Annotated in this window: 30 protein-coding genes and 6 tRNA genes; 34 read left to right on the forward strand and 2 right to left on the reverse strand. The window is 27.1% G+C overall.

Features of this window, described 5'->3' with window-relative positions:
• Positions 1 to 111: 111 nt before the first annotated feature.
• The 9 genes from csrA (at position 112) to tyrA (ending at position 5704) form a co-directional block, all read left to right on the forward strand.
• Positions 112 to 297: a carbon storage regulator CsrA gene (gene csrA / locus Bfest607_RS00870; protein ID WP_500838439.1), complete on the forward strand. Its 186-nt coding sequence runs from the start codon at positions 112 to 114 to the stop codon at positions 295 to 297.
• A gap of 184 nt (positions 298 to 481) precedes the next feature.
• Positions 482 to 571: transfer RNA gene (locus Bfest607_RS00875), tRNA-Ser, on the forward strand.
• A gap of 53 nt (positions 572 to 624) precedes the next feature.
• A tRNA-Arg gene (locus tag Bfest607_RS00880) sits at positions 625 to 698 on the forward strand.
• A gap of 367 nt (positions 699 to 1065) precedes the next feature.
• The gene (rpsP, locus tag Bfest607_RS00885; RefSeq protein WP_500838440.1) at positions 1066 to 1317 is read left to right on the forward strand and encodes a 30S ribosomal protein S16; all 252 of its coding nucleotides are present in this window, start codon (positions 1066 to 1068) and stop codon (positions 1315 to 1317) included.
• A gap of 49 nt (positions 1318 to 1366) precedes the next feature.
• Entirely contained in the window at positions 1367 to 1927 is a 561-nt protein-coding gene (gene rimM, locus Bfest607_RS00890; protein WP_500838441.1) for a ribosome maturation factor RimM, read from the forward strand.
• Between the two features lie 29 nt (positions 1928 to 1956).
• Complete coding sequence (gene trmD / locus Bfest607_RS00895; RefSeq protein WP_500838572.1) at positions 1957 to 2715, forward strand: tRNA (guanosine(37)-N1)-methyltransferase TrmD; 759 nt, start codon at positions 1957 to 1959, stop codon at positions 2713 to 2715.
• 13 nt (positions 2716 to 2728) lie between these two features.
• Positions 2729 to 3082 carry a 50S ribosomal protein L19 gene (rplS, locus tag Bfest607_RS00900; RefSeq protein ID WP_500838442.1) on the forward strand — a complete coding sequence of 118 codons (354 nt, stop codon included), beginning with the start codon at positions 2729 to 2731 and terminating at the stop codon, positions 3080 to 3082.
• 412 nt (positions 3083 to 3494) lie between these two features.
• On the forward strand, positions 3495 to 4574 hold the full coding sequence (locus Bfest607_RS00905; protein ID WP_500838443.1) for a 3-deoxy-7-phosphoheptulonate synthase: 1080 nt from the start codon (positions 3495 to 3497) through the stop codon (positions 4572 to 4574).
• A gap of 8 nt (positions 4575 to 4582) precedes the next feature.
• Positions 4583 to 5704 (forward strand): bifunctional chorismate mutase/prephenate dehydrogenase, encoded by a 1122-nt coding sequence (gene tyrA / locus Bfest607_RS00910; RefSeq protein WP_500838573.1) that lies wholly within the window; start codon positions 4583 to 4585, stop codon positions 5702 to 5704.
• A 118-nt stretch (positions 5705 to 5822) separates the two neighbouring features.
• Here the strand turns inward: tyrA and Bfest607_RS00915 are convergent, their stop codons facing one another.
• Entirely contained in the window at positions 5823 to 6707 is an 885-nt protein-coding gene (locus Bfest607_RS00915; protein WP_500838444.1) for a prephenate dehydratase domain-containing protein, read from the reverse strand.
• Positions 6708 to 6836: 129 nt separating this feature from the next.
• Positions 6837 to 7649 (reverse strand): outer membrane protein assembly factor BamD, encoded by an 813-nt coding sequence (bamD, locus tag Bfest607_RS00920; RefSeq protein ID WP_500838445.1) that lies wholly within the window; start codon positions 7647 to 7649, stop codon positions 6837 to 6839.
• A gap of 41 nt (positions 7650 to 7690) precedes the next feature.
• On the opposite strand from bamD, the gene rluD reads away from it, so the two are divergent.
• From rluD to rpsH, 25 genes are all read left to right on the forward strand, one after another.
• Positions 7691 to 8689 (forward strand): 23S rRNA pseudouridine(1911/1915/1917) synthase RluD, encoded by a 999-nt coding sequence (gene rluD / locus Bfest607_RS00925; RefSeq protein WP_500838446.1) that lies wholly within the window; start codon positions 7691 to 7693, stop codon positions 8687 to 8689.
• Positions 8690 to 8828: 139 nt separating this feature from the next.
• Complete coding sequence (clpB, locus tag Bfest607_RS00930; RefSeq protein ID WP_500838447.1) at positions 8829 to 11420, forward strand: ATP-dependent chaperone ClpB; 2592 nt, start codon at positions 8829 to 8831, stop codon at positions 11418 to 11420.
• A 143-nt stretch (positions 11421 to 11563) separates the two neighbouring features.
• Positions 11564 to 12601, forward strand: coding sequence for a UDP-N-acetylmuramate dehydrogenase (gene murB / locus Bfest607_RS00935; protein WP_500838448.1), 1038 nt, complete (start codon positions 11564 to 11566; stop codon positions 12599 to 12601).
• A gap of 114 nt (positions 12602 to 12715) precedes the next feature.
• Complete coding sequence (locus Bfest607_RS00940) at positions 12716 to 13549, forward strand: biotin--[acetyl-CoA-carboxylase] ligase (protein ID WP_500838449.1); 834 nt, start codon at positions 12716 to 12718, stop codon at positions 13547 to 13549.
• A 546-nt stretch (positions 13550 to 14095) separates the two neighbouring features.
• A tRNA-Thr gene (locus Bfest607_RS00945) sits at positions 14096 to 14168 on the forward strand.
• A gap of 20 nt (positions 14169 to 14188) precedes the next feature.
• A tRNA-Tyr gene (locus Bfest607_RS00950) sits at positions 14189 to 14270 on the forward strand.
• A gap of 91 nt (positions 14271 to 14361) precedes the next feature.
• Positions 14362 to 14433: transfer RNA gene (locus tag Bfest607_RS00955), tRNA-Gly, on the forward strand.
• Between the two features lie 58 nt (positions 14434 to 14491).
• Positions 14492 to 14563, forward strand: a tRNA-Thr gene (locus Bfest607_RS00960).
• Between the two features lie 79 nt (positions 14564 to 14642).
• The gene (gene bfr / locus Bfest607_RS00965) at positions 14643 to 15113 is read left to right on the forward strand and encodes a bacterioferritin (RefSeq protein ID WP_500838450.1); all 471 of its coding nucleotides are present in this window, start codon (positions 14643 to 14645) and stop codon (positions 15111 to 15113) included.
• A 260-nt stretch (positions 15114 to 15373) separates the two neighbouring features.
• On the forward strand, positions 15374 to 15685 hold the full coding sequence (rpsJ, locus tag Bfest607_RS00970; protein ID WP_500838451.1) for a 30S ribosomal protein S10: 312 nt from the start codon (positions 15374 to 15376) through the stop codon (positions 15683 to 15685).
• A gap of 81 nt (positions 15686 to 15766) precedes the next feature.
• Positions 15767 to 16420 carry a 50S ribosomal protein L3 gene (gene rplC, locus Bfest607_RS00975; RefSeq protein ID WP_500838574.1) on the forward strand — a complete coding sequence of 218 codons (654 nt, stop codon included), beginning with the start codon at positions 15767 to 15769 and terminating at the stop codon, positions 16418 to 16420.
• A gap of 59 nt (positions 16421 to 16479) precedes the next feature.
• A complete protein-coding gene (gene rplD, locus Bfest607_RS00980) occupies positions 16480 to 17061 on the forward strand; it encodes a 50S ribosomal protein L4 (RefSeq protein WP_500838575.1) in 582 nt (193 codons plus the stop codon).
• The gene (rplW, locus tag Bfest607_RS00985; protein WP_500838452.1) at positions 17058 to 17360 is read left to right on the forward strand and encodes a 50S ribosomal protein L23; all 303 of its coding nucleotides are present in this window, start codon (positions 17058 to 17060) and stop codon (positions 17358 to 17360) included. Before rplD ends, rplW begins: the two co-directional genes overlap by 4 nt.
• Positions 17361 to 17390: 30 nt before the next feature.
• Complete coding sequence (rplB, locus tag Bfest607_RS00990) at positions 17391 to 18227, forward strand: 50S ribosomal protein L2 (protein ID WP_500838576.1); 837 nt, start codon at positions 17391 to 17393, stop codon at positions 18225 to 18227.
• A gap of 36 nt (positions 18228 to 18263) precedes the next feature.
• Entirely contained in the window at positions 18264 to 18548 is a 285-nt protein-coding gene (rpsS, locus tag Bfest607_RS00995) for a 30S ribosomal protein S19 (RefSeq protein WP_500825490.1), read from the forward strand.
• A gap of 72 nt (positions 18549 to 18620) precedes the next feature.
• Complete coding sequence (gene rplV / locus Bfest607_RS01000; RefSeq protein ID WP_500838453.1) at positions 18621 to 18950, forward strand: 50S ribosomal protein L22; 330 nt, start codon at positions 18621 to 18623, stop codon at positions 18948 to 18950.
• Between the two features lie 41 nt (positions 18951 to 18991).
• Positions 18992 to 19699, forward strand: a complete 708-nt coding sequence (rpsC, locus tag Bfest607_RS01005; protein WP_500838577.1) for a 30S ribosomal protein S3 — start codon at positions 18992 to 18994, stop codon at positions 19697 to 19699.
• A 29-nt stretch (positions 19700 to 19728) separates the two neighbouring features.
• On the forward strand, positions 19729 to 20142 hold the full coding sequence (gene rplP / locus Bfest607_RS01010; RefSeq protein WP_500838454.1) for a 50S ribosomal protein L16: 414 nt from the start codon (positions 19729 to 19731) through the stop codon (positions 20140 to 20142).
• Positions 20135 to 20338 carry a 50S ribosomal protein L29 gene (gene rpmC / locus Bfest607_RS01015; protein WP_500838455.1) on the forward strand — a complete coding sequence of 68 codons (204 nt, stop codon included), beginning with the start codon at positions 20135 to 20137 and terminating at the stop codon, positions 20336 to 20338. Before rplP ends, rpmC begins: the two co-directional genes overlap by 8 nt.
• Before the next feature lie 25 nt (positions 20339 to 20363).
• On the forward strand, positions 20364 to 20621 hold the full coding sequence (rpsQ, locus tag Bfest607_RS01020; RefSeq protein ID WP_500838456.1) for a 30S ribosomal protein S17: 258 nt from the start codon (positions 20364 to 20366) through the stop codon (positions 20619 to 20621).
• Positions 20622 to 20715: 94 nt separating this feature from the next.
• Positions 20716 to 21087: a 50S ribosomal protein L14 gene (gene rplN / locus Bfest607_RS01025; protein WP_500838457.1), complete on the forward strand. Its 372-nt coding sequence runs from the start codon at positions 20716 to 20718 to the stop codon at positions 21085 to 21087.
• 36 nt (positions 21088 to 21123) lie between these two features.
• Positions 21124 to 21444, forward strand: coding sequence for a 50S ribosomal protein L24 (rplX, locus tag Bfest607_RS01030; RefSeq protein ID WP_500838458.1), 321 nt, complete (start codon positions 21124 to 21126; stop codon positions 21442 to 21444).
• A gap of 26 nt (positions 21445 to 21470) precedes the next feature.
• Entirely contained in the window at positions 21471 to 22016 is a 546-nt protein-coding gene (gene rplE, locus Bfest607_RS01035; RefSeq protein ID WP_500838459.1) for a 50S ribosomal protein L5, read from the forward strand.
• Between the two features lie 41 nt (positions 22017 to 22057).
• Positions 22058 to 22363: a 30S ribosomal protein S14 gene (gene rpsN / locus Bfest607_RS01040; RefSeq protein ID WP_500838460.1), complete on the forward strand. Its 306-nt coding sequence runs from the start codon at positions 22058 to 22060 to the stop codon at positions 22361 to 22363.
• Between the two features lie 66 nt (positions 22364 to 22429).
• Entirely contained in the window at positions 22430 to 22825 is a 396-nt protein-coding gene (gene rpsH / locus Bfest607_RS01045; protein WP_500838461.1) for a 30S ribosomal protein S8, read from the forward strand.
• Positions 22826 to 22845 lie beyond the last annotated feature (20 nt).

Raw genomic sequence — 22845 nt, forward strand, 5'->3', positions numbered from 1 at the left:
TATAAAATATATATTTAGTAATATTAAGAGAAGAGTGTTGTATACAGATATGTGGTATACTTGAAACTCTTGAGGTTTATTGTTGTTAATTTTTCAAGGAAGGAGTAAAGAATGCTTATTCTGACTCGTCGAGTTGGCGAAACTTTAATTATTGGGGATGAAATTACAGTAACAGTATTAGGAGTGAAAGGAAATCAAATTCGCATCGGTGTTAATGCTCCTAAAAAAATTTCTATACATAGAGAAGAAATTTATCGAAAGATTCAAGATGAAAAAATAAAGCATACTTCGTGTTAAAGTAAATTAATTTTAAATTAAACATATAATTTTTAATTAACAGGTTTTTATATTTTTCTAATTAACTATTATTATCATATAATGATATCATTTGTAATGATATAAGATAATATGTATTTTGTAGTAATACCGTTTTACACATGGTGTACAAAATAGTTGATTGATAAACATTAAAGATAATATCAGTGAGATGGCCGAGTGGATGAAGGCACTCCCCTGCTAAGGGAGTATATGATTAAATATTGTATCGAGGGTTCGAATCCCTCTCTCACTGTTTTATAATGAAAATTGTTATTATATGTATTTACTAATGTAGTAAATGATATTACACCCGTAGCTCAGATGGATAGAGCACTCGGCTACGAACCGAGAGGTCGGGGGTTCAAATCCTCTCGGGTGTATATATGAGATTATATCATGTTGGTAGTTATTAAATCATATATAATGAATAATATGATTATTGTATTTTTACGTATTACTAAAATGGTGTATTGTATTTTCAAATTTTGTTATATATGATTTGCAAATTTTTATTTAGAAATTATACAGATATTTTTATAGAATATTATTGATTTGTTTATATTTTAGTATAAATAGAATTGAAAGTTACTAATTATTTTGATGATACGGAATAAAACTTTTAAGTTTAGTAGTGGTGTAATAAAACTGAATTAAGTTTTATTAATAAAAATAAAATTTGGAAGCAGATATAGGAATATGATAGATTGTTGTTTTTATTGTAGTATTAAAATAAATTAAGGTATGTTTATGGTTCGAATTAGATTATCTCGTGGAGGATTTAAAAAAAAACCTTTTTATTACGTTATTGTCACTGATAGTCGGAATTCTCGTGATGGGTATTTTATAGAGCGTGTTGGTTTTTTTAATCCATTTGAATTGCATATATCTAAAAAGTTATGCATTGATTTAGATAGGGTTCAATATTGGGTAAGTCAGGGAGCTAGTTTTTCAAATCGAGTTGACAAATTAATAAAAAAATTAAAAAAATTGTCACTATGATAGTAATAGTGTGTACGCAATTCACTGCACAGTATAAATTTCATAATTTATGAAAAATAATTTAATATATAAGCCACCTGATGATCCGATTATTGTAGGAAAGATAGGAGGAGCGTATGGGGTTCGAGGTTGGGTAAAAATTATTTCATTTACAGAAAAAATTGATGATGTTTTTAAATATAGTCCATGGTTTATCCTTGTGAAATCAAAATGGAAATTAATGAGATTAGAATGTTGGAAGTTTATCAATAAAAGTTATATAGCCAAAATTTTTGATATTTCGAATAGAGAAATCGCAGTGTCATTGGCGCAATGTGATTTAATTATAGATGCTAAGAATCTTCCTATATTAAATCAAGAAAATGAGTATTATTGGAAGGATATAGTAGATTGTAAAGTTATTAATATTGATGGGAAATATTTAGGAAATGTTGTTCGTATTATAGAGGCTGTTGTGCATGATGTATTAGTGATTAAAATTAACTGTAACTATTATAAACAAACGGATTATTGTCTTATTCCTTTTATTGAAAAGAAATTTATTAAAGATGTGAATATAGTTGATAAAATTATTACTGTTGATTGCAGTCATATCATATTTAAAAAATAATACAATAATATTGAGTAATTATTATTATGATGTTGTTTGGGATTATTACTTTATTTCCGGAAATGTGCCGAACTGTTGCAAATTACGGTGTAATAGGAAGATCTTTACGTGATGGTATAATTTCTATGAAGTTATGGAATCCTAGAGTATTTACAGAAAATTCATACAAAAAAGTAGATGATTATCCTTATGGAGGAGGTCCTGGTATGTTAATGTCTAGTAAACCTTTGAAAGAAGCTATTGATGCAGCTAGATATGAATTAGGTCCAGACACTAAGGTAATATATCTTTCTCCTCAAGGTAAAAAATTAAATCAAAAATATGTGTTTAATTTAGCTAAGAATAATAAAACTTTGATTTTAGTATGTGGACGATATCAAGGTATTGATGAAAGGATAATAAAGATAAAAATTGATGAAGAATGGTCTATAGGAGATTATATTTTAAGTGGAGGAGAATTAGCAGCTATGGTATTAATAGATGTTATAACTCGGGTTTTACCTGGTACTTTAAATAATCAAGAGTCAAAAATATCAGATTCTTTTTTTAAAAATAGATTAGATTGTCCACATTATACTCGTCCAGAAATTTTTGAAGGAATGAGAGTGCCATCAGTATTATTATCTGGAAATCATTATGATATCTTTCGTTGGAAATTAAAACAATCCTTAGGTGCAACTTGGTTAAAAAGACCAGATTTATTAAAAAAATCAAAACTTAGTAAAGAAGAACAAAATTTATTAATGGAATTCAAAAATGAATATTTGTTTTCGTTAATGAATAAATAAAAGGAAATGCTATATGTACGAAATAATGAAAAAATTTGAGTCAAATCAGTTAAAAAAAGATATACCACTATTTCATTCTGGAGATATAGTAGAAATAAAATTATGGGTTATTGAAGAAGGAAACAAAAAACGTTTTCAAATATTTGAAGGAATAATAATTGCAATTAAAAATAGAGGACTACATTCTACTTTTACTGTAAGAAAAATTGCTAGCGGAGAAGGAGTAGAACGAGTATTTCAAACATATTCTCCTATTATCAAGGATATTAGGATTAAAAAATTAGGGATGGTTCGCAAAGCAAAACTTTATTATTTGCGTAATCTGCAAGGGAAGTCTGCTAAAATTAAAACTCGTTATTTATTTTAATTAATTTACTTGAGTTATATTATTGATTTCACTTATTTATAATAAGTCATCTATGCTCTAGATAACAAATATTGTTTTATGTTAATGTAGAATTTTAAGAAAAGTAGTTATGTTAAGTAATTTTATCAATATAAAAATATAAAAATTTTAAATATTTTGCATGATATTTGTATTATAAAGTGTTTTTATATTTTTACTATTTGTACTGAGATATATAAATTGTTGATTTCTAATTTTACAAATAGATTAATTTTTCTATTTAATGACTAATTAATCTATTAACAATAATTTATTTACAATACTAACATTAGTATTATAAATAAATTATAGTACATAATATATATTACATAATTTTAATATTATAAATCTTACTTATTTTATGAGTTATAATATTTTTTATCAAGGTAATAATATGCAAAAAAATAATCAAAAAAAATTGCAGTATTGTAATACTCAATCAATAATTACACCTAATCAATTAAAATTACAATTTCCTTTAAACGAAGCTAATCAATATACTATTGAGCAATCTCAAAATATTATTAATAATATCATACATAAAAAAGATTCTCGTTTATTAATTATATGTGGTCCTTGTTCAATTAATGATACTAACGCTGCTTTTGATTATGCTAATAAATTAAAAATTTTATCAGAAAAATTAAAGGATCAATTATATATAGTGATGCGTGTATATTTAGAGAAACCTCGTACTGTAGCTGGATGGAAGGGTTTAATTAATGATCCGTATATGAATGGTTCTTATGATATAGAATCTGGATTAAAAATATCACGTCGATTATTATTAAAATTAGTTGAAATAGGATTACCTTTGGCCACTGAGGTATTAAATCCAATTTTTCCACAATACATTGGGGAACTTTTTAGTTGGGTATCCATAGGAGCTAGAACTTCAGAATCTCAAATTCATAGAGAGATAGCTTCTGGTTTTCAATCATCAGTAGGTTTTAAAAATAGTACTGATGGTAATATTTATCATGCTATTAATGCAGTACAAGCATCAACTATTCCTCATAGCTACATTAGTATTAATCAAATGGGACAGGCATGTATAATAAATACTAAGGGAAATGTTAATAGTCATATAATTTTAAGAGGAGGAATACATCCAAATTATTATCCAGAAAATATTGTTTGTTGTGAGCAGAAAATTTTAGAAATAGGTCTACCATTAGCATTAGTTATTGACTGCAGTCATGGTAATTCTAAAAAAGATTGCAATAAACAGATTGATGTAGTTAATTCTATAGTCAATCAAATAAAGCTTGGTAATTGTTCTATTGTTGGATTAATGTTAGAAAGTTATCTTTATTCTGGGAATCAAGCTTTAAATTTGGATAATCTTTCTTCTATACAATATGGAATATCTGTAACTGATGCTTGTATAAGTTGGGAAAAAACTCAAGAATTATTATATTTTATATATAAGGAATTAAAATCAATTCTATCATATCGTTTAGCAGGAGCCTAAACGATATGATAGAAAAAAAGTTAGATTTTTTAAGAAATGAAATTGATAAAATAGATAAAGATTTAATTAAATTATTATCTAAACGATTTTCTTTAGTTTCTCAAGTAGGTGAAATAAAAAGTCGTTTTGGTTTATTTATTTATGACGCAGAAAGAGAAGAAAAAATTGTATTTTGCAGAAGAAAAGAAGCAATTAAATTAGGTGTTTCTCCTGATGTAATTGAAGATATATTACGTCGAATTATGCGAGAATCTTATGCTAATGAAAGTGAAAAAGGATTTAAAAAGTTATATCCAAATTTTCGTTCTATTGTAATAATTGGAGGTAAAGGGCGAATGGGTCAGTTTTTTTTCAAAATGCTAACTTTATCGGGATATCATGTTAAAATATTAGATCAAGATGATTGGACAAATGCAGAGTCTATATTAACTAATGTTGGAGCTATATTCATTAGTGTGCCTATGCATTTGATAGATAAAATAGTTAATAAATTACCTCCTTTACCTGAAGATTGTTTAATGATAGATTTATCTTCTATTAAAACAATATCTTTAAAAACTATTTTGGACATTCATAGTGGACCAGTATTAGGATTACATCCGATGTTTGCTCCAGATAATGGAAATATGATAAAACAAGTTATTATCTGTTGTGAAGGTCGTTATCCTGAATCATATCAGTGGTTATTAAAACAATTACAATTATGGGGTGCAAAATTGTATTATTGTGATCCTAAAGAACATGATAAATACATGAGTTTTATCCAAAGTTTATGTCATTTAGTAACTTTCTCTACTGGATATCATTTATTTAAAGAAAATATTGACATAGATAAAATTTTATCTTTTTCTTCTCCAATATTTCAATTAAAGTTAATAACAATAGGTAGATTATTTCATCAAGATCCTCAGTTATATGCAAATATTATTATGGAATCTAAAGACAATATTGTTTTAATTAAACGTTATTATAGAAGATTAGGACAAATATTAATATGGTTAGAGCAAAATAATAAAATAGAATTCATAAAGGGATTTAATAAAATTAAAAGTTGGCTAGGAATTCATGCTGATATTTTTTTTAAAGATAGTTGTAAATTATTACAACTAATTAATGATTTAAAAAAGTAAATTGTTACTATGAGCGATAGTATATAATTGATATGAGTATTATTATTTAGAGAAGAAAAATTATATTTTATATACAGTGTTTTAATTAATTATTATATTAACATATAATAATTTCATTTTATGTCGATGTTTTACTTGGATAGAATCCTAGTATTTTTAGTGAATTAGAAATTCTTTTAATTTTCATTAATACTTGATGAATGTAAAAATAGTGCATGTGTGTGATGATTTCAATAATAATCATATTTTCTGAATTTTTATAAAGCAATTTGCATAATCTTAAAAATTTAATCTCAATATTATAAAATTGTAATATTTTTAATATATGGTATAATCTTTCTAAGTCGTGTTTAATAGAAATGATAAGCATAATTTTTTTAAATGTTGGATATGTATTAATGATTGAAAGTTTTGTATTTTTTAATATAATAAATCGAGTAGAGTTATAAGGGTGATTAGAAATAATTTGTTGTGGTGATAATAATAGAGGTTTTAGTCCATAAAAACTTCCTCCTTGTGCGCTGCCCAAGGCAGCTATGTTAGGTTGATTTAAAAAAGCTACTTTTTTTATGGCAATAGAGCTACTTTTACAGAATGTGATTTTTAAATTTGAAATTTTTTTTAAGAATTTACTACATTGTTTAACAGGTTGCGGGTGACTATATATAGTTTTAATTTCATTTAAGGAAGATTGAGTGTTATTTACTAATATGTGGTGTTGTATAGGAATAGTGATATCTTCAATCAAGATCAAATGAGTTTGTAATAATAAATCACATACTTCTTCAATTAATCCTGAGTTAGAGTTTTCGATAGGTACAATTCCATATTCAGCTTTTTGATTTTCTACTAAATAAAAAATATCACTGAAATTTTGACAACTACATTCTATAAATTTATTATTAAAATAATAATGTGCATATTTCATAGCAGCAATATGAGAGTATGATCCTTTTGGACCTAGAAATGCTATATGTATTATGGTTGGTTTATTTTTAATCATGATTACTTTTTATTGTAAATATAACTTATTTATTATTAATAGTAATATATATAAACATTATTATATATATATGTACATTATACATATATATAATTTTTTATATTATGTTTAAATTTGGATAAAAATATATTATTTATTTTCAGAAATGAGTTTATCTATTATGTTGGCTTGATCTATTAAAAGTATTTTTTGATACGCTCGTTTCATATAATATAATGCTTTGTAAGTTGCTAGAGTGTCTGGATAACAACGCAACATTTTTTCTGATCGTATGATCACTGATATATAAGCATTTTTTTGATTATAAAATTTAATAATAGCTAATTCATAATTGGCTATTCTATTTTTTAAGATGATTAAACGTTTATAAGTATCTGCATAATATTTGCTATTAGGATAATTTCGAATAAGTTTTGAAAAACTATTAAATGCGATATTTGCGTAAATTGGATTTCGATCAAACCAATTTATATGAAAATATTTACCGAAAAAATAAAAATTATTTTTATCTAAGTGCATATTAATTAAACCTTGCATATATAAAATATAATCTAGATACTTATGATTAGGATATGAATGTAAGAAACGTTGAATAAAATTATTTGCTGATTGGAAATCATGTAATTTATAATATGCGTAAATTAAATCTAAATAAATTTGTTGTGGATAAGGTTCAAATGGATGCAAATTATTTAAACGTAATAATTCCTGGATGGCCCCTGTATAATTATTGTTTAGTAATTTATGATGAGCAGATTTATAAAGATGATAAGAATTCCAATGTGTTGTTTGATGATAAGATGCTGATGCTGAATTAAATGTATTAAATAAAATATTTATAAGTATTAGTATTAACAATCTTATGATTGTTTGAATGTATTTTGTTGCAGAATGTTGATTATTGTTATTGATATTAATAATTGATAGAATATATTTATGCATAATAATTTAAACACTTATATTGTAATTATTGAAAATAACATATGGTGGAGAAAACATACAATAATATAACAATTAAACCTATAATTGTGCAAACAGCTTATTCAGGAAAACGATTGGATTGGGTGTTATCTGAGCTTTTACCTCAATATTCTCGTTCCCAAATAAAACGTTGGATTGTTAATAAAAAAGTAATAATTAATAATCAAGTCTCTGTTTTTCCCAAAAAAAAAGTGATTTTTGGAGAAATGATTGAAATTAATAATATAGATGATAATGTTATATGTGATAATAATATCGTTATTCCTCAAAATATCCCATTAAATGTAGTGTATGAAGATAATGACATTTTAGTAATTAATAAGTCAAGCAATATGGTGGTACATCCTGGTACTAAAAATCATCAGAATACTATTTTAAATGCGTTATTATATCGATATCCGTCAATTTTAAAAGTATCAAATCGGGCAGGAATGGTTCAACGATTAGATAAAGATACAACTGGTTTAATGATTATAGCTAAAACTTGTTTCGCATATGGTAATTTATTAAAATTGTTTAAAATGAAGAAAGTAATAAAAGAGTATGATGCAATAGTTTTTGGAAATTTTTTTTATAATACAGGAACTATAGATAAACCAATTCGTCGACATTCCATTAATCGAACTTGTATGACTGTTCATTCTTCTGGAAAACCGTCTATTACTCGTTATTTTGTTATAGAATCTTTTGGAGGTGGTGCATGTAGTAGAGTAAAAGTATTATTAGAAACAGGACGAACTCATCAGATTAGAGTGCATATGGCTTATATTAATCATCCGTTAGTAGGAGATCCAAAATATGGAATGAGGTTAAAAAAATCTTTTGTCATGAATATGGGTACTGCTAATAAATTAAGTATTTATTTGAATAATTTTAATAGACAAGCTCTACATTCATATAGATTAAAATTATTGCATCCGATTACTAATCAAAAAATGCAATGGAGTGCTCCATTACCTAAGGATATGTTAAACTTAATTAGTGTTTTGAGAACATTGTAGAATCTATTTTTAATAAATAAATTTAAAATTATTTTAAATAGTATCTATAAAAATAAATGATGTATAATGTATGCATATAGAAAAATTTATTATATTGAATGTTATTACTGAATTTGATTATTGCAGGAAATTATAGTCTATGAGATTAGATCGTTTTACTCATAATTTTCAATTGGCATTGTCTGATGCACAATCGATTGCATTGAGTCAAGATAATCAGTTTATAGAGCCTGTGCATGTAATGCATGCTTTTTTAAAAGAAAAAAATGAATCAATATGTAAATTATTACAATACTCAAAAGCTGATATAGATATATTAACTAGATTAGTAGTACAAGCATGTGATGCTTTACCTAAAGTAGAAGGTATTGGTGGAGATGTGCAGTGTTCTAATAGTTTAATAAAAGTATTAAATTTATGTGATAAATTGGCTCAAAAATATAATGATACCATTATTTCTTCAGTTATTTTTGTATTAGCTTCTATAAGTTCCATGGATATTTTAAGTAATATATTAAAAAAGTCTGGAATTACTGAGGAAAATTTAAAGAAATCAATTAAATTAATTCGAGAAAGTCACTTTATGTATAGTGATGATAATATAAAACAACAATTAAAACAGGTATTAAAAAAATTTACTGTAGATGTAACACAGTTTGCTGAACAAGGTAAATTAGATCCAGTTATTGGTAGAGACGAGGAGATTAGACGTACGATTCAAGTTCTTCAAAGAAGAACAAAAAACAACCCTGTTCTTATAGGAAATCCAGGAGTAGGAAAAACAGCTATCGTAGAAGGATTAGCTCAACGTATTGTTAATGGAGAAGTTCCAGATGGGTTAAAGAATAGTAGAATATTATCATTAGATATTGCTGCATTATTGGCTGGAACGAAATATCGAGGAGAGTTTGAAGATCGTTTTAAAAAAGTATTGCATGCTTTATCTGACGAGAGTAGTAATATTATTTTGTTCATTGATGAATTGCATGTAATGGTAGGAGCAGGTAAAACTGATGGAGCAATGGATGCAAGTAATATGATTAAACCAAAATTGGCAAGAGGAGAATTACATTGTGTTGGAGCAACAACATTGGATGAGTATAGTAGATATATTGAAAAAGATGCTGCTTTAGAAAGAAGATTTCAAAAGATATTTATTGATGAGCCTAATATTAAAGATACAATAGCTATTCTTCGTGGATTGAAAGAACGTTATGAATTACATCATAATGTTCATATTACTGATCTTGCAATAATAGCTGCAGCAACTTTGTCTAAAAGATATATTTCTGATCGTCAATTACCAGATAAAGCTATTGATTTAATTGATGAGGCAGCTTCTAGCATTCGTATACAAATTGATTCTAAACCAGAAAATTTAGATAGATTAGGTCGTCGTATTATACAGTTAAAATTAGAAAATCAAGCATTACAAAAAGAATCGGATGAATTGAGTAAAAAACGTTTGACAATATTAAAAAAAGAGTTGCTTCAGAAAGAGGATGAATATGCTCGTTTTGAATCAGAATGGAAACGTGAAAAAAAATCTTTATTTGATGTTCAAAATATAAAATCTGATTTAGAAAAAACTAAAACTTTATTAGAAAAAGCTCGGCGTGTTGGAGATTTAGATAAAATGTCTGAATTACAATATGGCAGAATACCAGAATTAGAAAAAAAATTATCAAGTATAGTGCAATCGAACAATGAAAAAATAAGTCTTCTACGTAATTATGTTTCTGAAACAGAAATTGCTGAAGTTTTGTCTAGATGGACTGGAATTCCTGTATCTCGAATATTAACTAATGAAAAATATAAGTTATTAAATATGGAAAAAATTTTACATAATTTAGTTATAGGGCAAGATGATGCAGTTCAAGCAATTTCTAATGCAATACGACGAAATCGTTCTGGTTTGTCTGATCCTAAACGACCTATAGGTTCTTTCATGTTTTTAGGGCCAACAGGTGTTGGAAAAACTGAATTATGTAAAGCATTATCTCATTTTCTTTTTGATACTGATACATCTATGATACGAGTAGATATGTCTGAATTCATGGAAAAACATTCTGTATCAAAATTATTAGGAGCTCCTCCTGGTTATATTGGATATGAAACTGGAGGTTATTTAACTGAATCAGTGCGTCGTCGACCTTATTCTATAATTTTATTGGATGAAATTGAAAAAGCACATTCAGATATTTTTAATATTTTATTACAAGTTTTGGATGATGGGAGATTAACTGACAATCAGGGTAGAACTATTAATTTTAGTAATACTGTTGTAATTATGACTTCTAATTTAGGATCAGATTTAATTCAGAAGAAATTTAAATCATTAGATTATAGTTCAATGAAAAAAATGGTGATAGATGTAGTAAATCAATATTTTAGACCTGAATTTGTTAATAGAATTGATGAAATTGTGGTTTTTCATCCACTTAATATTGAGCATATTATTGACATTGCAAATATTCAATTAAAAAGGTTATATCGTAGATTAGAAGAAAAAGGATATCCTAGTACTTGTATTACTGAAAAAGCTCTATTTTTTTTATCTAAGATTGGTTTTAATTCGGTACATGGAGCACGTCCATTAAAACGGATTATACAGCAATATGTTGAAAATCCTTTATCTCAAAAAATATTAGCTGAAGATTTATCACCAGGTAAAAAAATTATTTTAGATGTTAAACATAATGAGATAGTATTTTTTCAAGATAAGGTTTAAAAATGATAGGATAATGTTTTTTGTTTATTTTTAAATTATATAATTATAATATTTTATATAAAAATGGTTCATTTATACAATAAAATTCAGACGTATGATCGTATTGGTAGTATTTTGAATAATTTTGTATCTTTTAAAATAACATGAAAAATTGTGTACAATTAAAGTTATTAAATACTTTTTCAGTTAATGCATATGCTAATAGAGTGGTTAGTGTAAAGAGTGAGCATTCGTTATTAAATTATTGGAGAAAAAGTCGGAATATTGGAGAATATATTCTTATTTTGGGAGGAGGAAGTAATGTTTTATTTGTAGAAGATTATAAAGGTACTATATTATTGAATAGAATAAAAGGTATTGTAATTTCTGAAAATAAAATAGAATGGAAGTTACATGTTGGAGCTGGAGAAAAATGGAATGAATTAGTAATGTATACTGTTAGCAATAATATACCTGGCTTGGAAAATTTGGTGTGTATTCCAGGATATGTTGGAGCGGCTCCTATTCACAATATTGGAGCGTATGGAGTTGAGTTTTCTCAAGTGTGTGAATATGTAGATGTGTTAGAGTTAGAGCAAGGCAAAAAAAAACGTTTTAGTTGTCATGAATGTTGTTTTAAATATAGAGAAAGTATTTTTAAAGTGAATTTATATAAATATGCAATATTATTTGTGGGGTTAAGGTTAAATAAACACTGGAAACCTGTTTTGTATTATCTTAGATTATATTATTTTGGTATAAGCATGGTTACTCCATCGGAAATTTTAAGTGCTATTATTTTAATAAGAAATAAAAAGTTACCTAATCCTACAATTTGTGGTAACGCTGGAAGTTTTTTTAAAAATCCAATAATAGATGATCGTGCAGCATTTAGTTTATTTAAAAAATATCCACATATTCCGTATTACCAACAACGAAATGGAAAACTAAAATTATTAGCTGGATGGCTAATTGAAAATTGTAAACTAAAAGGTTATGTATTAGGAGAAGCTTCAGTTTATTATAAAAATGCTGTGGTATTAATTAATAATAGACAGAAAGCTACTGGAATGGAAATAGCAAAATTAGCATATTATGTATATAAAAAAGTCGCAATGAAATTTAATATTTTTTTACAACCTGAAGTGAGGTTGATTGGACAACATGGAGAAATTGATTTGAAAAAAATCTTTGAAAATTAAATACTTATATTTTTAATATAAAAGTGATATTAATTAATAATGTTATATGTGTATAACTAATACTAGTATTTGTTTAATTTAATATGTCGATTTTTGTTTGAGTGAAAATATTATATGGATTGTAATTATATTAAGTGTAATAAAGATTATTGTTTTTCTTTACTTGAATCGAGTTTAGATGAAGAACAAATTTTAGATCGATTGTTAGAAGGAAGGGTAGTAGTATTAGATGTAATTCATTCTACGAGTCAATATATTATAGATAATTTAAAGTATGTGAAATCTGGGGATGTTTTTGTAACAGAGCATCAGACTAAAGGACGAGGAAGACGAGGTAATTTATGGATTACTCCAGATAGACAGAGTGTGTGTTTATCTATTCATTGGAAATTATATCGAAAATTATTTACTACAATTGAATTAAGTTTAATAGTTAGTTTTGTTGTAGCAAGGGTATTAAAAAAAATGGGGATATCTCAAATAAAAATTAAATGGCCTAATGATTTATATGTGAGTAATAAGAAATTAGCTGGTATTTTAATTGAAATTATAACAAAAAGTAAAAATATATCTCATTTAATAATAGGAATAGGAATTAATATATCTATTTCTTTAAGTACAAAATTAAAAATTGAAATTAGTAAAAGTTGGATTGCTTTAAAAGATATAAATATTTATTTGGATCGAAATATTTTAGTAATTAATTTAGTGAATGAGTTAAGAAAAACATTAAAATATTTTGAACATAAAAATCATATATTATTCTACTATTATTCTCAAATTTTAGATTATTTATATAATAGACCGGTAGCATTATTAATAGAAAATAATGTAGTAAAATGTGGTGTTGTTTTAGGAATAGATAGAAATGGATCTTTGTTAATAATGGATAAACTAGGTATTATTAACTCATATTTAAAAGAGAATATGTCTATTAAGTTATTGTAGCAAAATAATATTTTATATAAAGAAATTTTATTATAAAAAATATAAAAATATAAACGATGTTATTATTTTTCTAGTAGTGTTGTTAACCTAAATTTAGGTTATGATTAAGGTTTGATAGAATTATTAATATGGAAATTAAATTATATTATAAGGATGTAGTAAAATATTGATTAATTTTTTATAGTTTCTATGTGTTTTGTAAAAATATTTTATGAACAATGTGTTTATTGAAGCATGTTATTTGTATTCATAATACGTTTTATAAAAATTATTATTATTCAATTTATGAAATATACTATTATTTATTTTGGTATGATGTTTTTATAAAAATATAAAATTTTTGTTTAAAATATTAATTTAATAAATAAATTAAATATGAAGTAAAGTATAGATTTTTGATTTGGGTTGATTTTTTTTTGATTAGGTATTATTATATTGCGTGTTGTACATGTAATATAGTAAGAGAAGCATGAAGAATTATTACGATGTATAAGCCAATAATGAAATAATGTCGAAATTTTAGAGTATGGTAATAAATGGTTTAATGCCGGTGTAGCTCAGAAGGAAGAGCAACTGATTTGTAATCAGTAGGTCGAAGGTTCAAATCCTTTTGCCGGCATTTTTTTACGATAAAAGTACGATGGGGTTCCCGAGCGGCTAAAGGGAGCAGACTGTAAATCTGCCGTCATAGACTTCGAAGGTTCAAATCCTTCCCCCATCATTTATTTTATGAATATATATTGATTGTTTTTAAAAGATAAAAGATAAAAGAATACATGTTGTAAAGTATATAGAGTTATTTATAACAACAAGTGGGCATCGTATAATGGTCATTACCTCAACCTTCCAAGTTGATGATGTGGGTTCGATTCCCACTGTCCGCTGTTTGTATTAAAGATAATATATTTTACATTTATATTATATATGTGTTATATATAGGATGCTGATATAGCTCAGAGGCAGAGCACTCCCTTGGTAAGGGTGAGGCCAGCAGTTCGATCCTGCTTATCAGCATATTTAAGTTTAAATATGAATATCTTGTACAACATATGAAAATTATTTATGTATTACAATATGGTAAGGGAAAATTAGAATGAAAGGTGATAAAAATGTTATTTTATATCTTAATCGTTTATTAAGTAATGAGTTAATTGCTGTGAATCAATATTTTTTACATTCAAAACTTTTTAAAAGTTGGGGATTAAAACGTTTAACTGATATAGAATATAAAGAGTGTATGGATGAATTAAAACACGCAGATTTGTATATAGAGCGTATTTTATTTTTAGAAGGTTCTCCTATTATAAGAAGTGTTGATGAATTGAGTGTTTGTAAAAATATTGAAGATATCTTGCATATGGATTTAAAAATAGAGTATAATGGAATAAATGATTTGAAGGAAAGTATTAAAAATGCTGATTTAGTGCAAGATTATGTTTCTAAAGAGATTATGGTAAAGATTCTTTATGATGAAGAGAAACATGTTGAGTTTTTAGAAACAGAGTTGAATCTTATTAAGAGTATAGGTGTGAATAATTATCTGCAATCTCAGATATATAAATAAGAGATTATTGATAGTAGTAGCATTAAAAATTATTGAGTATTAAAAATAAAGGATTATCGATTTGTTTATGTGTGATATGAATGTAAAAGATTTTAAGTCATGTGTTGTATATTGACTTATGAATGGTGGGGTTTTTGAAATTATCAAATATAATCATTAGTTATATTTTTTAACGATTGAATTTAGAATATTTATAAAAAATTCTTTATTATAAATTGTATACATTTCTATTATTATGTAATAGAGGATAAGTTATTATAATGCAAAATCAAAGAATTAGAATTCGTTTAAAAGCATTTGATCACAGATTAATAGATAAATCAACTTTAGAAATTGTTGAAACCGCTAAAAGGACTGGGGCTCAAGTTCATGGACCTGTTCCATTGCCAACTAAAAAAGAACGGTTTACTATTTTAGTTTCTCCTCACGTTAACAAAGACGCTAGAGACCAGTATGAAATACGCACTCACAAACGGTTAATAGATATAATTGATCCCACTGATAAAACTGTAGATGCTTTAATGAAATTAGATTTAGCAGCGGGAGTAGATGTACAAATTAGTCTTGGCTGATGTTGAATAGAAATATTTAAACAACTAAAACTTAATATATTGTAGTTTATGTTATTATTTTATAGAGAAATGAATTAGATGATAAATGGAGCGATTGGTAGAAAAGTAGGAATGACTAGATTATTTGATAAAAATGGAATTTCGGTACCTATAACTATCATTGAAGTATTGCCGAATCTAGTGACTCAAGTTAAAAATTTTAAACAAGATGGTTATTGTGCTGTACAAGTAACTACTGGAGATTTAGAATTAGATAATTTAAATAAACCTAAGTTAGGGCATTTAAAGAAGTCAGGGATTAAAACAGGAAAGGGGTTATGGGAATTTAGAATGTTTTCTGATCCTAAAATATCAGTTGGTGATGTTATTAATATAGATATTTTTAATAGAATTACAGAAGTGGATGTTACTGGGGTTTCGAAGGGAAAAGGTTTTGCAGGTACAGTAAAACGTTGGAACTTTCATACTCAGGATGCAAGTCATGGCAATTCTTTGTCTCATAGAGCTCCTGGATCTATTGGTCAGAATCAGACTCCAGGGAAAGTGTTTAAAGGAAAAAAAATGTCGGGTCATTTAGGCAATGTGAAAGTTACCATTCAAAATTTAAAGGTTATTAGTGTTAATATAAGTGATAATTTATTATTAATTAAAGGAGCGATTCCTGGGATAATTGGTGAGAATGTCATAATTAAAAAATCTGTTAAAACAAAGTCTATTAGTCCAGGTATAGTATGACAGTAGAATTGAAATGTTTCTTGATGAATTCAAAAGAGAATAACCTCAGTAAGGTAGAGATGTTGTCTGTTTCTGAAAAAATATTTAAGTATCCTTTTAATTTATCATTAATACATCAAGTTGTTTCAAGTTATTTAATTAATTCAAGACAAGGGTCGAGGTCTCAAAAATCTCGCTCTGAAGTTGCAGGATCAAATAAAAAGCCTTGGCGACAAAAAGGTACTGGTCGAGCTCGATCTGGTTCATTAAAAAGTCCAATTTGGCGTTCTGGTGGAGTGACTTTTGCAGCTAAACCAAGAAAATATAATCAGAAGATAAATAAAAAAATGTACAAAGGGGCAATAAAAAGCATTTTATCTAAACTGGTTGCTGAAAATAGATTTTTTTTAATGGAAAATTTTTTTTTAGAAAAACCGAAAACTAAATTTTTTTTAGACAAATTTTGTCATATAATAAATTTTAAAAAGAGTGTGTTGATTATTACTGATTTTATAGATAAAAATGTTGTATTAGCATCTAGAAATCTTCGAACAGTGGAAGTCCGTGATATGTATCATATAGATCCGGTGAGTTTAATTAATTTTGATATAGTTATTTTTAATAAAAATATTCTTAATAAAATTGAGATTTCGTTAATATGATGTATATAGAACATTTGTTAAAGATAATAAATTTTCCTCATGTTTCTGAAAAATCGTCTGTTGTGTTGGAAAAAAATAATGTTATTATTTTAAAAGTATCAAAATATGCAACTAAAATTGATATTAAAGATGCTTTGTGTATGTTATTTTCTGTTAAGATAAAAAAAATTAATATTTTGATGGTTTGTGGAAAAACTAAGGGATCAAAAGGAAATATAGGACGTAGATGCAATTGGAAAAAGGCATATGTAGTTTTAAGGGATGGTTATAAAATAGATTTATTCGATAAAATTAGGTAGTATATATAAAAAAGTATGAGCACTTAAATGATGGCTATTGTTAAATGCAATCCTACTTCTCCTGGTAGAAGACATTTGGTTAAGTTGGTAAATTCTGAATTATATAAGGGTAAACCTTATTCTTTACTATTATCTAGAATAGCAGTGGGTAAGTCAGGAGGGAGAAATAATTATGGTCGAATTACTACTAGGCATATCGGAGGTGGTCATAAAAGGCGTTATAGAATAATAGATTTTAAACGAAATAAAGATAATATTAATGCTATAGTTGAGCGAATAGAATATGATCCAAATAGATCAGCACACATTGCTTTATTGCTATATAAAGATGGAGAGCGGCGTTATATTTTATCTCCAAAAGGTATTAGTGTAGGAGATGTGGTCTTATCTGGTAGAGGTATAGATGTTCCGATAAAATCTGGAAATTCATTACCTATGATTAATATTCCGGTTGGGTCTATTGTTCATAATATAGAAATGAAATCAGGAAAAGGAGGTCAATTAGCTCGTTCTGCTGGATCGAGCGCACAAATTGTATCTAAAGATAAGGAGTATATAAATTTACGCTTAAGATCTGGTGAAATACGTAAAGTGCGTTGTGAATGTAGGGCTACAATAGGTGAAGTTGGTAATGCTGAACATATGTTACGTGCTTTAGGTAAAGCGGGGGCTAATAGATGGAGAGGTGTTCGTCCTACCGTTCGAGGTACTGCTATGAACCCAATTGATCATCCTCATGGAGGGGGAGAAGGTAAAAATTTTGGGAAACATCCAGTTTCTCCATGGGGTATACAGACAAAAGGTAAAAGAACTCGCTATAATAAACGTACAGATAGGTCAATTTTGTACTATCGTCATAGTAAATAATGTGTGTTTTGTATGATTTTAATAAAAAGGTAGTTTATGTCTCGTTCTCTTAAAAAAGGTCCATTTATTGATTTGCATTTATTAAAAAAAGTAGAAAAGGTGATAAAAACTGGAGACAAAAAACCTATTAAAACCTGGTCTCGTAGATCGACAATTTTTCCAAAAATGATCGGTTTAACTATATTGGTTCATAATGGAAAACAACATATACCTATTTTTATTTCAGATGAAATGGTTGGGCATAAGCTTGGAGAATTTTCTCCAACTCGTACATATAGAGGTCATCATGCAGTTGATAAAAAGATAAAAAAACGTTATTAAATATTTAATTATTATTAATTAACCTTTAATATAGATTATTTGGGTGTCTTTGCTAATTATGGATGTGTAATTATGGAATCAATAGCAAAATATCGTTATATTAGGTCTTCTGCGCAAAAGGTTCGTTTAGTTGCTAATATGATTAGAGGTAAATATGTATCAAAAGCACTTGATATTTTGAATTATACTAATAAGAAATCTGCTCATATAGTAAAGAAAACTTTAGAATCGGCTATGGCTAATGCAGAACACAATGATGCATTAAATATTGATAATTTAAAAGTTATTAAAATTTTTGTTGATAGTGGACCTAGCATTAAAAGGATTATGCCAAGAGCTAAAGGTCGTTCAGATCGGATTTTAAAAAGGACTAGTCATCTTACAATAGTGGTATCCGAATAAAAATATATGAACAATTATTGACAGGAGGTATTATTAAAGAAATGGGTCAAAAGGTACATCCGAATGGGATGAGGTTGGGTATTATCAAATCATGGCATTCTACTTGGTATGCAGGTAATAAAGATTTTTCTGAAAATTTACATAATGATTTTAAAGTCCGTCAGTTTTTAACAAAAAAGTTATCAAAGGCTTTAATATCTCGTATAATTATCGAGAGACCAGCTAAGAGTATGCGTGTTACTATTTGTACTGCTAGGCCAGGAATTGTAATAGGAAAAAAGGGAGGAGATATTGAAAAATTACGTGACAGTGTAGCAAAAATTTCTGGTGTTCCAACTCAGTTAAATATTTCTGAAATTAGAAAACCGGAATTAGATGCTAAGTTATTGGCAGATAATATAGCTTCTCAGTTAGAACGTAGGGTTATATTTAGACGGGCAATAAAGAGAGCAGCACAAAGTGCAATTCGTTTAGGAGCAGAAGGAGTTAAAATAGAAATTAGTGGAAGGTTGAGTGGAGCAGAAATTGCACGTACTGAATGGCATAGAGAAGGGAGAGTTCCTTTACATACTTTACGTGCTAATATTGATTACAGTTTATCAGAAGCTCATACTACTTATGGAGTATTAGGAATTAAAGTTTGGATATTTAAAGGAGAAATTTTAGATAAAATATTATTTGATGAAACTAAAACACAACATCAATTGATTAATGATTTTCCTAAGCATAAACATAAGATTCGTTTATAAGAATAAAAATAAAAAAGGGAGATTTAATTTTGTTGTATCCAAAACGCACGAAGTTTCGAAAAATGCATAAGGGACGTAATAAAGGTGTAGTAATAAATGATATGATTCATTTTGGAGTGTTTGCTTTAAAATCTATTGATAGAGGAAGATTAAAATCGTGTCAAATTGAATCAGCTCGTCGAGCTATAACTAGAGCTGTAAAACGTCAGGGAAAAATTTGGATTCGTGTGTTTCCTGATAAGCCTATTACTGAGAAACCCTTAGAGGTTCGTATGGGAAAAGGTAAAGGTAATGTAGAATATTGGGTTGCTTTAGTGCAACCTGGAAAAGTATTGTATGAAATAAGTGGAGTTTCTCAGGATTTAGCTGTTTATGCGTTTAGGTTAGGGGCATCAAAATTACCAATAAAAACTACTATTATAGGATTACAGCATAGTGAATAAATTTTTAAAAATTTTAAATCGTAATAATAAAGACAATCGATCTTCCAAGTTGAAATTAATTCGTGTTTTGGAGGAATATTTTAACTTACGAATGCAATTAAAGTTAGGTCAATTAAAACAATTACATTTATTAAAGAAATCTCGCCAAAATATTGCTCGTTTAAAATTTTTTGAATCTAAAAATGAGCTAAAGTAAGTAATTAAGGAAATTTAAATACTTTATGATTAATAGAATACGTGTATTAAGAGGATTTATAGTTAGTAATAAAATGCAAAAATCAGTTGTTGTAGCTGTGGATCGTTTTGTTAAGCATCCGATATACAGAAAATTTGTAAAACGTACTACTAGATTTCATGTGCATGATTCTAATAATGAAGGTTCAGTAGGAGATTTAGTAGAAATTAGAGAGTGTCGTCCTATTTCTAAAACAAAATTTTGGGTGATGACTACCATTCTCAAGAAATCTAGTCTATTATAAAAATATTTATTGCAATTTGTTTATATATTTATAGTGTGAAAATGTTATTATGATATATAAATGAACAAAAATTTTATTTTGAGGTATTATTTGTGTGATTCAGGAACGTACTATTTTGAATGTAGCTGATAATTCTGGGGCACGTTTTGCGATGTGTATTAAAGTATTAGGAGGATCTAAAAGGCGTTACGCCAGAATAGGAGATATTATTAAGATTACTGTAAAAGAAGCTATTCCTAGAGCTAAAGTTAAAAAAGGAGATGTCTTAAAAGCTGTAGTAGTGCGTACAAAGCAAGGTGTACGTAGATTAGATGGGTCTGTTATCAGATTTGATAGCAATGCTTGTGTTTTATTAAATGATTCTAATTTACAACCAATAGGTACTCGAATTTTTGGTCCAGTTACTAGAGAATTGCGTGCTATGAATTTTATGAGAATTATTTCTTTAGCCCCTGAAGTGTTGTAGGATTTATTTTTATGTATAGAGAGGTAAAATTTTTTAATGGCAGCTAAAAAAATTAGGTGTGGTGATGAAGTGATTATATTGAGTGGAAAAGATAAAGGAAAAACTGGTAAGGTCAAATTTGTTTCGTCTTTTAAAAACAGGGCTATTATTTCAGGAATAAATTTAATAAAAAAACATCAAAAGCCAATTCCAGACAAAAATCAACCAGGAGGAATTCTTCAAAAAGAAGCATACATTGATTTATCTAATGTTGCAATATTTAATTCTGTTGATAAAAAAGCAGATAAAGTTGGGTTTAAAATAGAGAAAGGGAAAAAAGTTAGAGTTTTTAAGTCTAATGGAAATATAATTAAATAGTGTTGTTGTTTGGGAATTAATTAAGTATGGTTAATTTATATAATTATTATAGAAGTCATGTTGTTTATAGTTTGATGGAACAATTTCAGTATTCATCTATAATGAAAGTACCAAAAATAAGTAAAATTACCATTAATATGGGTATAGGAAAGTCTATTTTAAATAAAAATATTTTAGAAAAATCAATAGAAGATCTAAAAATGATTTCTGGTCAGAAACCAGTTGTTACTAAAGCTAAAAAATCTATTTCAAGTTTTAAAATAAGGGAAGGTCAATCAATAGGATGTAAAGTAACTTTACGAAAGGTGCGTATGTGGGAATTTTTAGAAAGGTTAATTGTCATTTCTATACCTCGTATTCGAGATTTTAGAGGGTTGTCAGTAAAATCATTTGATGGACATGGGAATTATAGCATGGGAATACGAGAGCAGATTATTTTTCCGGAAATTAATTATGATACTGTTGATAGTATTAGAGGAATGAATATTACTATCACTACCAGTACTTTTTCTGATAAAGAAGGATTTGCTTTATTAACCGCTCTTCGATTTCCATTTAAAAATAAAAGTTGATTGTTTTATTTGTCTAAATAAAGAGGAGTATTAATCGTATAATGCCTAAAGAATCTGTAAAAGCACGAGAAAAAAAGCGTTTAAAATTAATTAATAAGTATTATTCTCAACGTCTTTTACTAAAAAAACTTATTGTTGGACGTAATTCTACTAATGAGGACAGATGGAATGCTATGTTAAAATTACAAACTTTACCTAGAGATTCTAGTCCATCTAGGTTGCGCAATCGTTGCAAACAAACTGGACGACCTCATGCTTTTTTAAGAAAATTTGGATTAAGTCGAATAAAAGTACGTGAAGCTGCTATGAAGGGTGAAATTCCTGGTTTAAGGAAATCTAGTTGGTAATATCGTTTTTAGTATATAGAGATAAAAATAAATATTTTCATTATTAAATTTAGAGAGTAATATAAAATGAGTATGCAAGACCCTATTTCAGAAATGTTAACTGCTATACGTAATGCTCAAATTGCTAAGAAAGATAAAATTTGTCTTCCATCATCTATCATGAAGATAGCTATCATTAAAGTGTTAACAGAAGAAGGATTTCTGGAAAAATATTATGTTCATGATGGGATAAAACCTGTATTAGAAATATTTTTAAAATATTATCAACGTAATAATCCGGTTATTGATAATATCAAACGTGTAAGCCGACCTGGATTGCGAATATATAAAAATAGAAAAAAATTACCTCAAGTTATGTCTGGGATGGGAGTGGTGATTATTTCTACTAATAAAGGTATTATGACTGATAAAAAAGCAAAGCAGCTGAATATTGGTGGAGAGATAATTTGTTATGTATCATAATGTAATTATAATTGTTGAGA

Source organism: Candidatus Blochmannia festinatus (nom. nud.) (genome assembly GCF_059936355.1).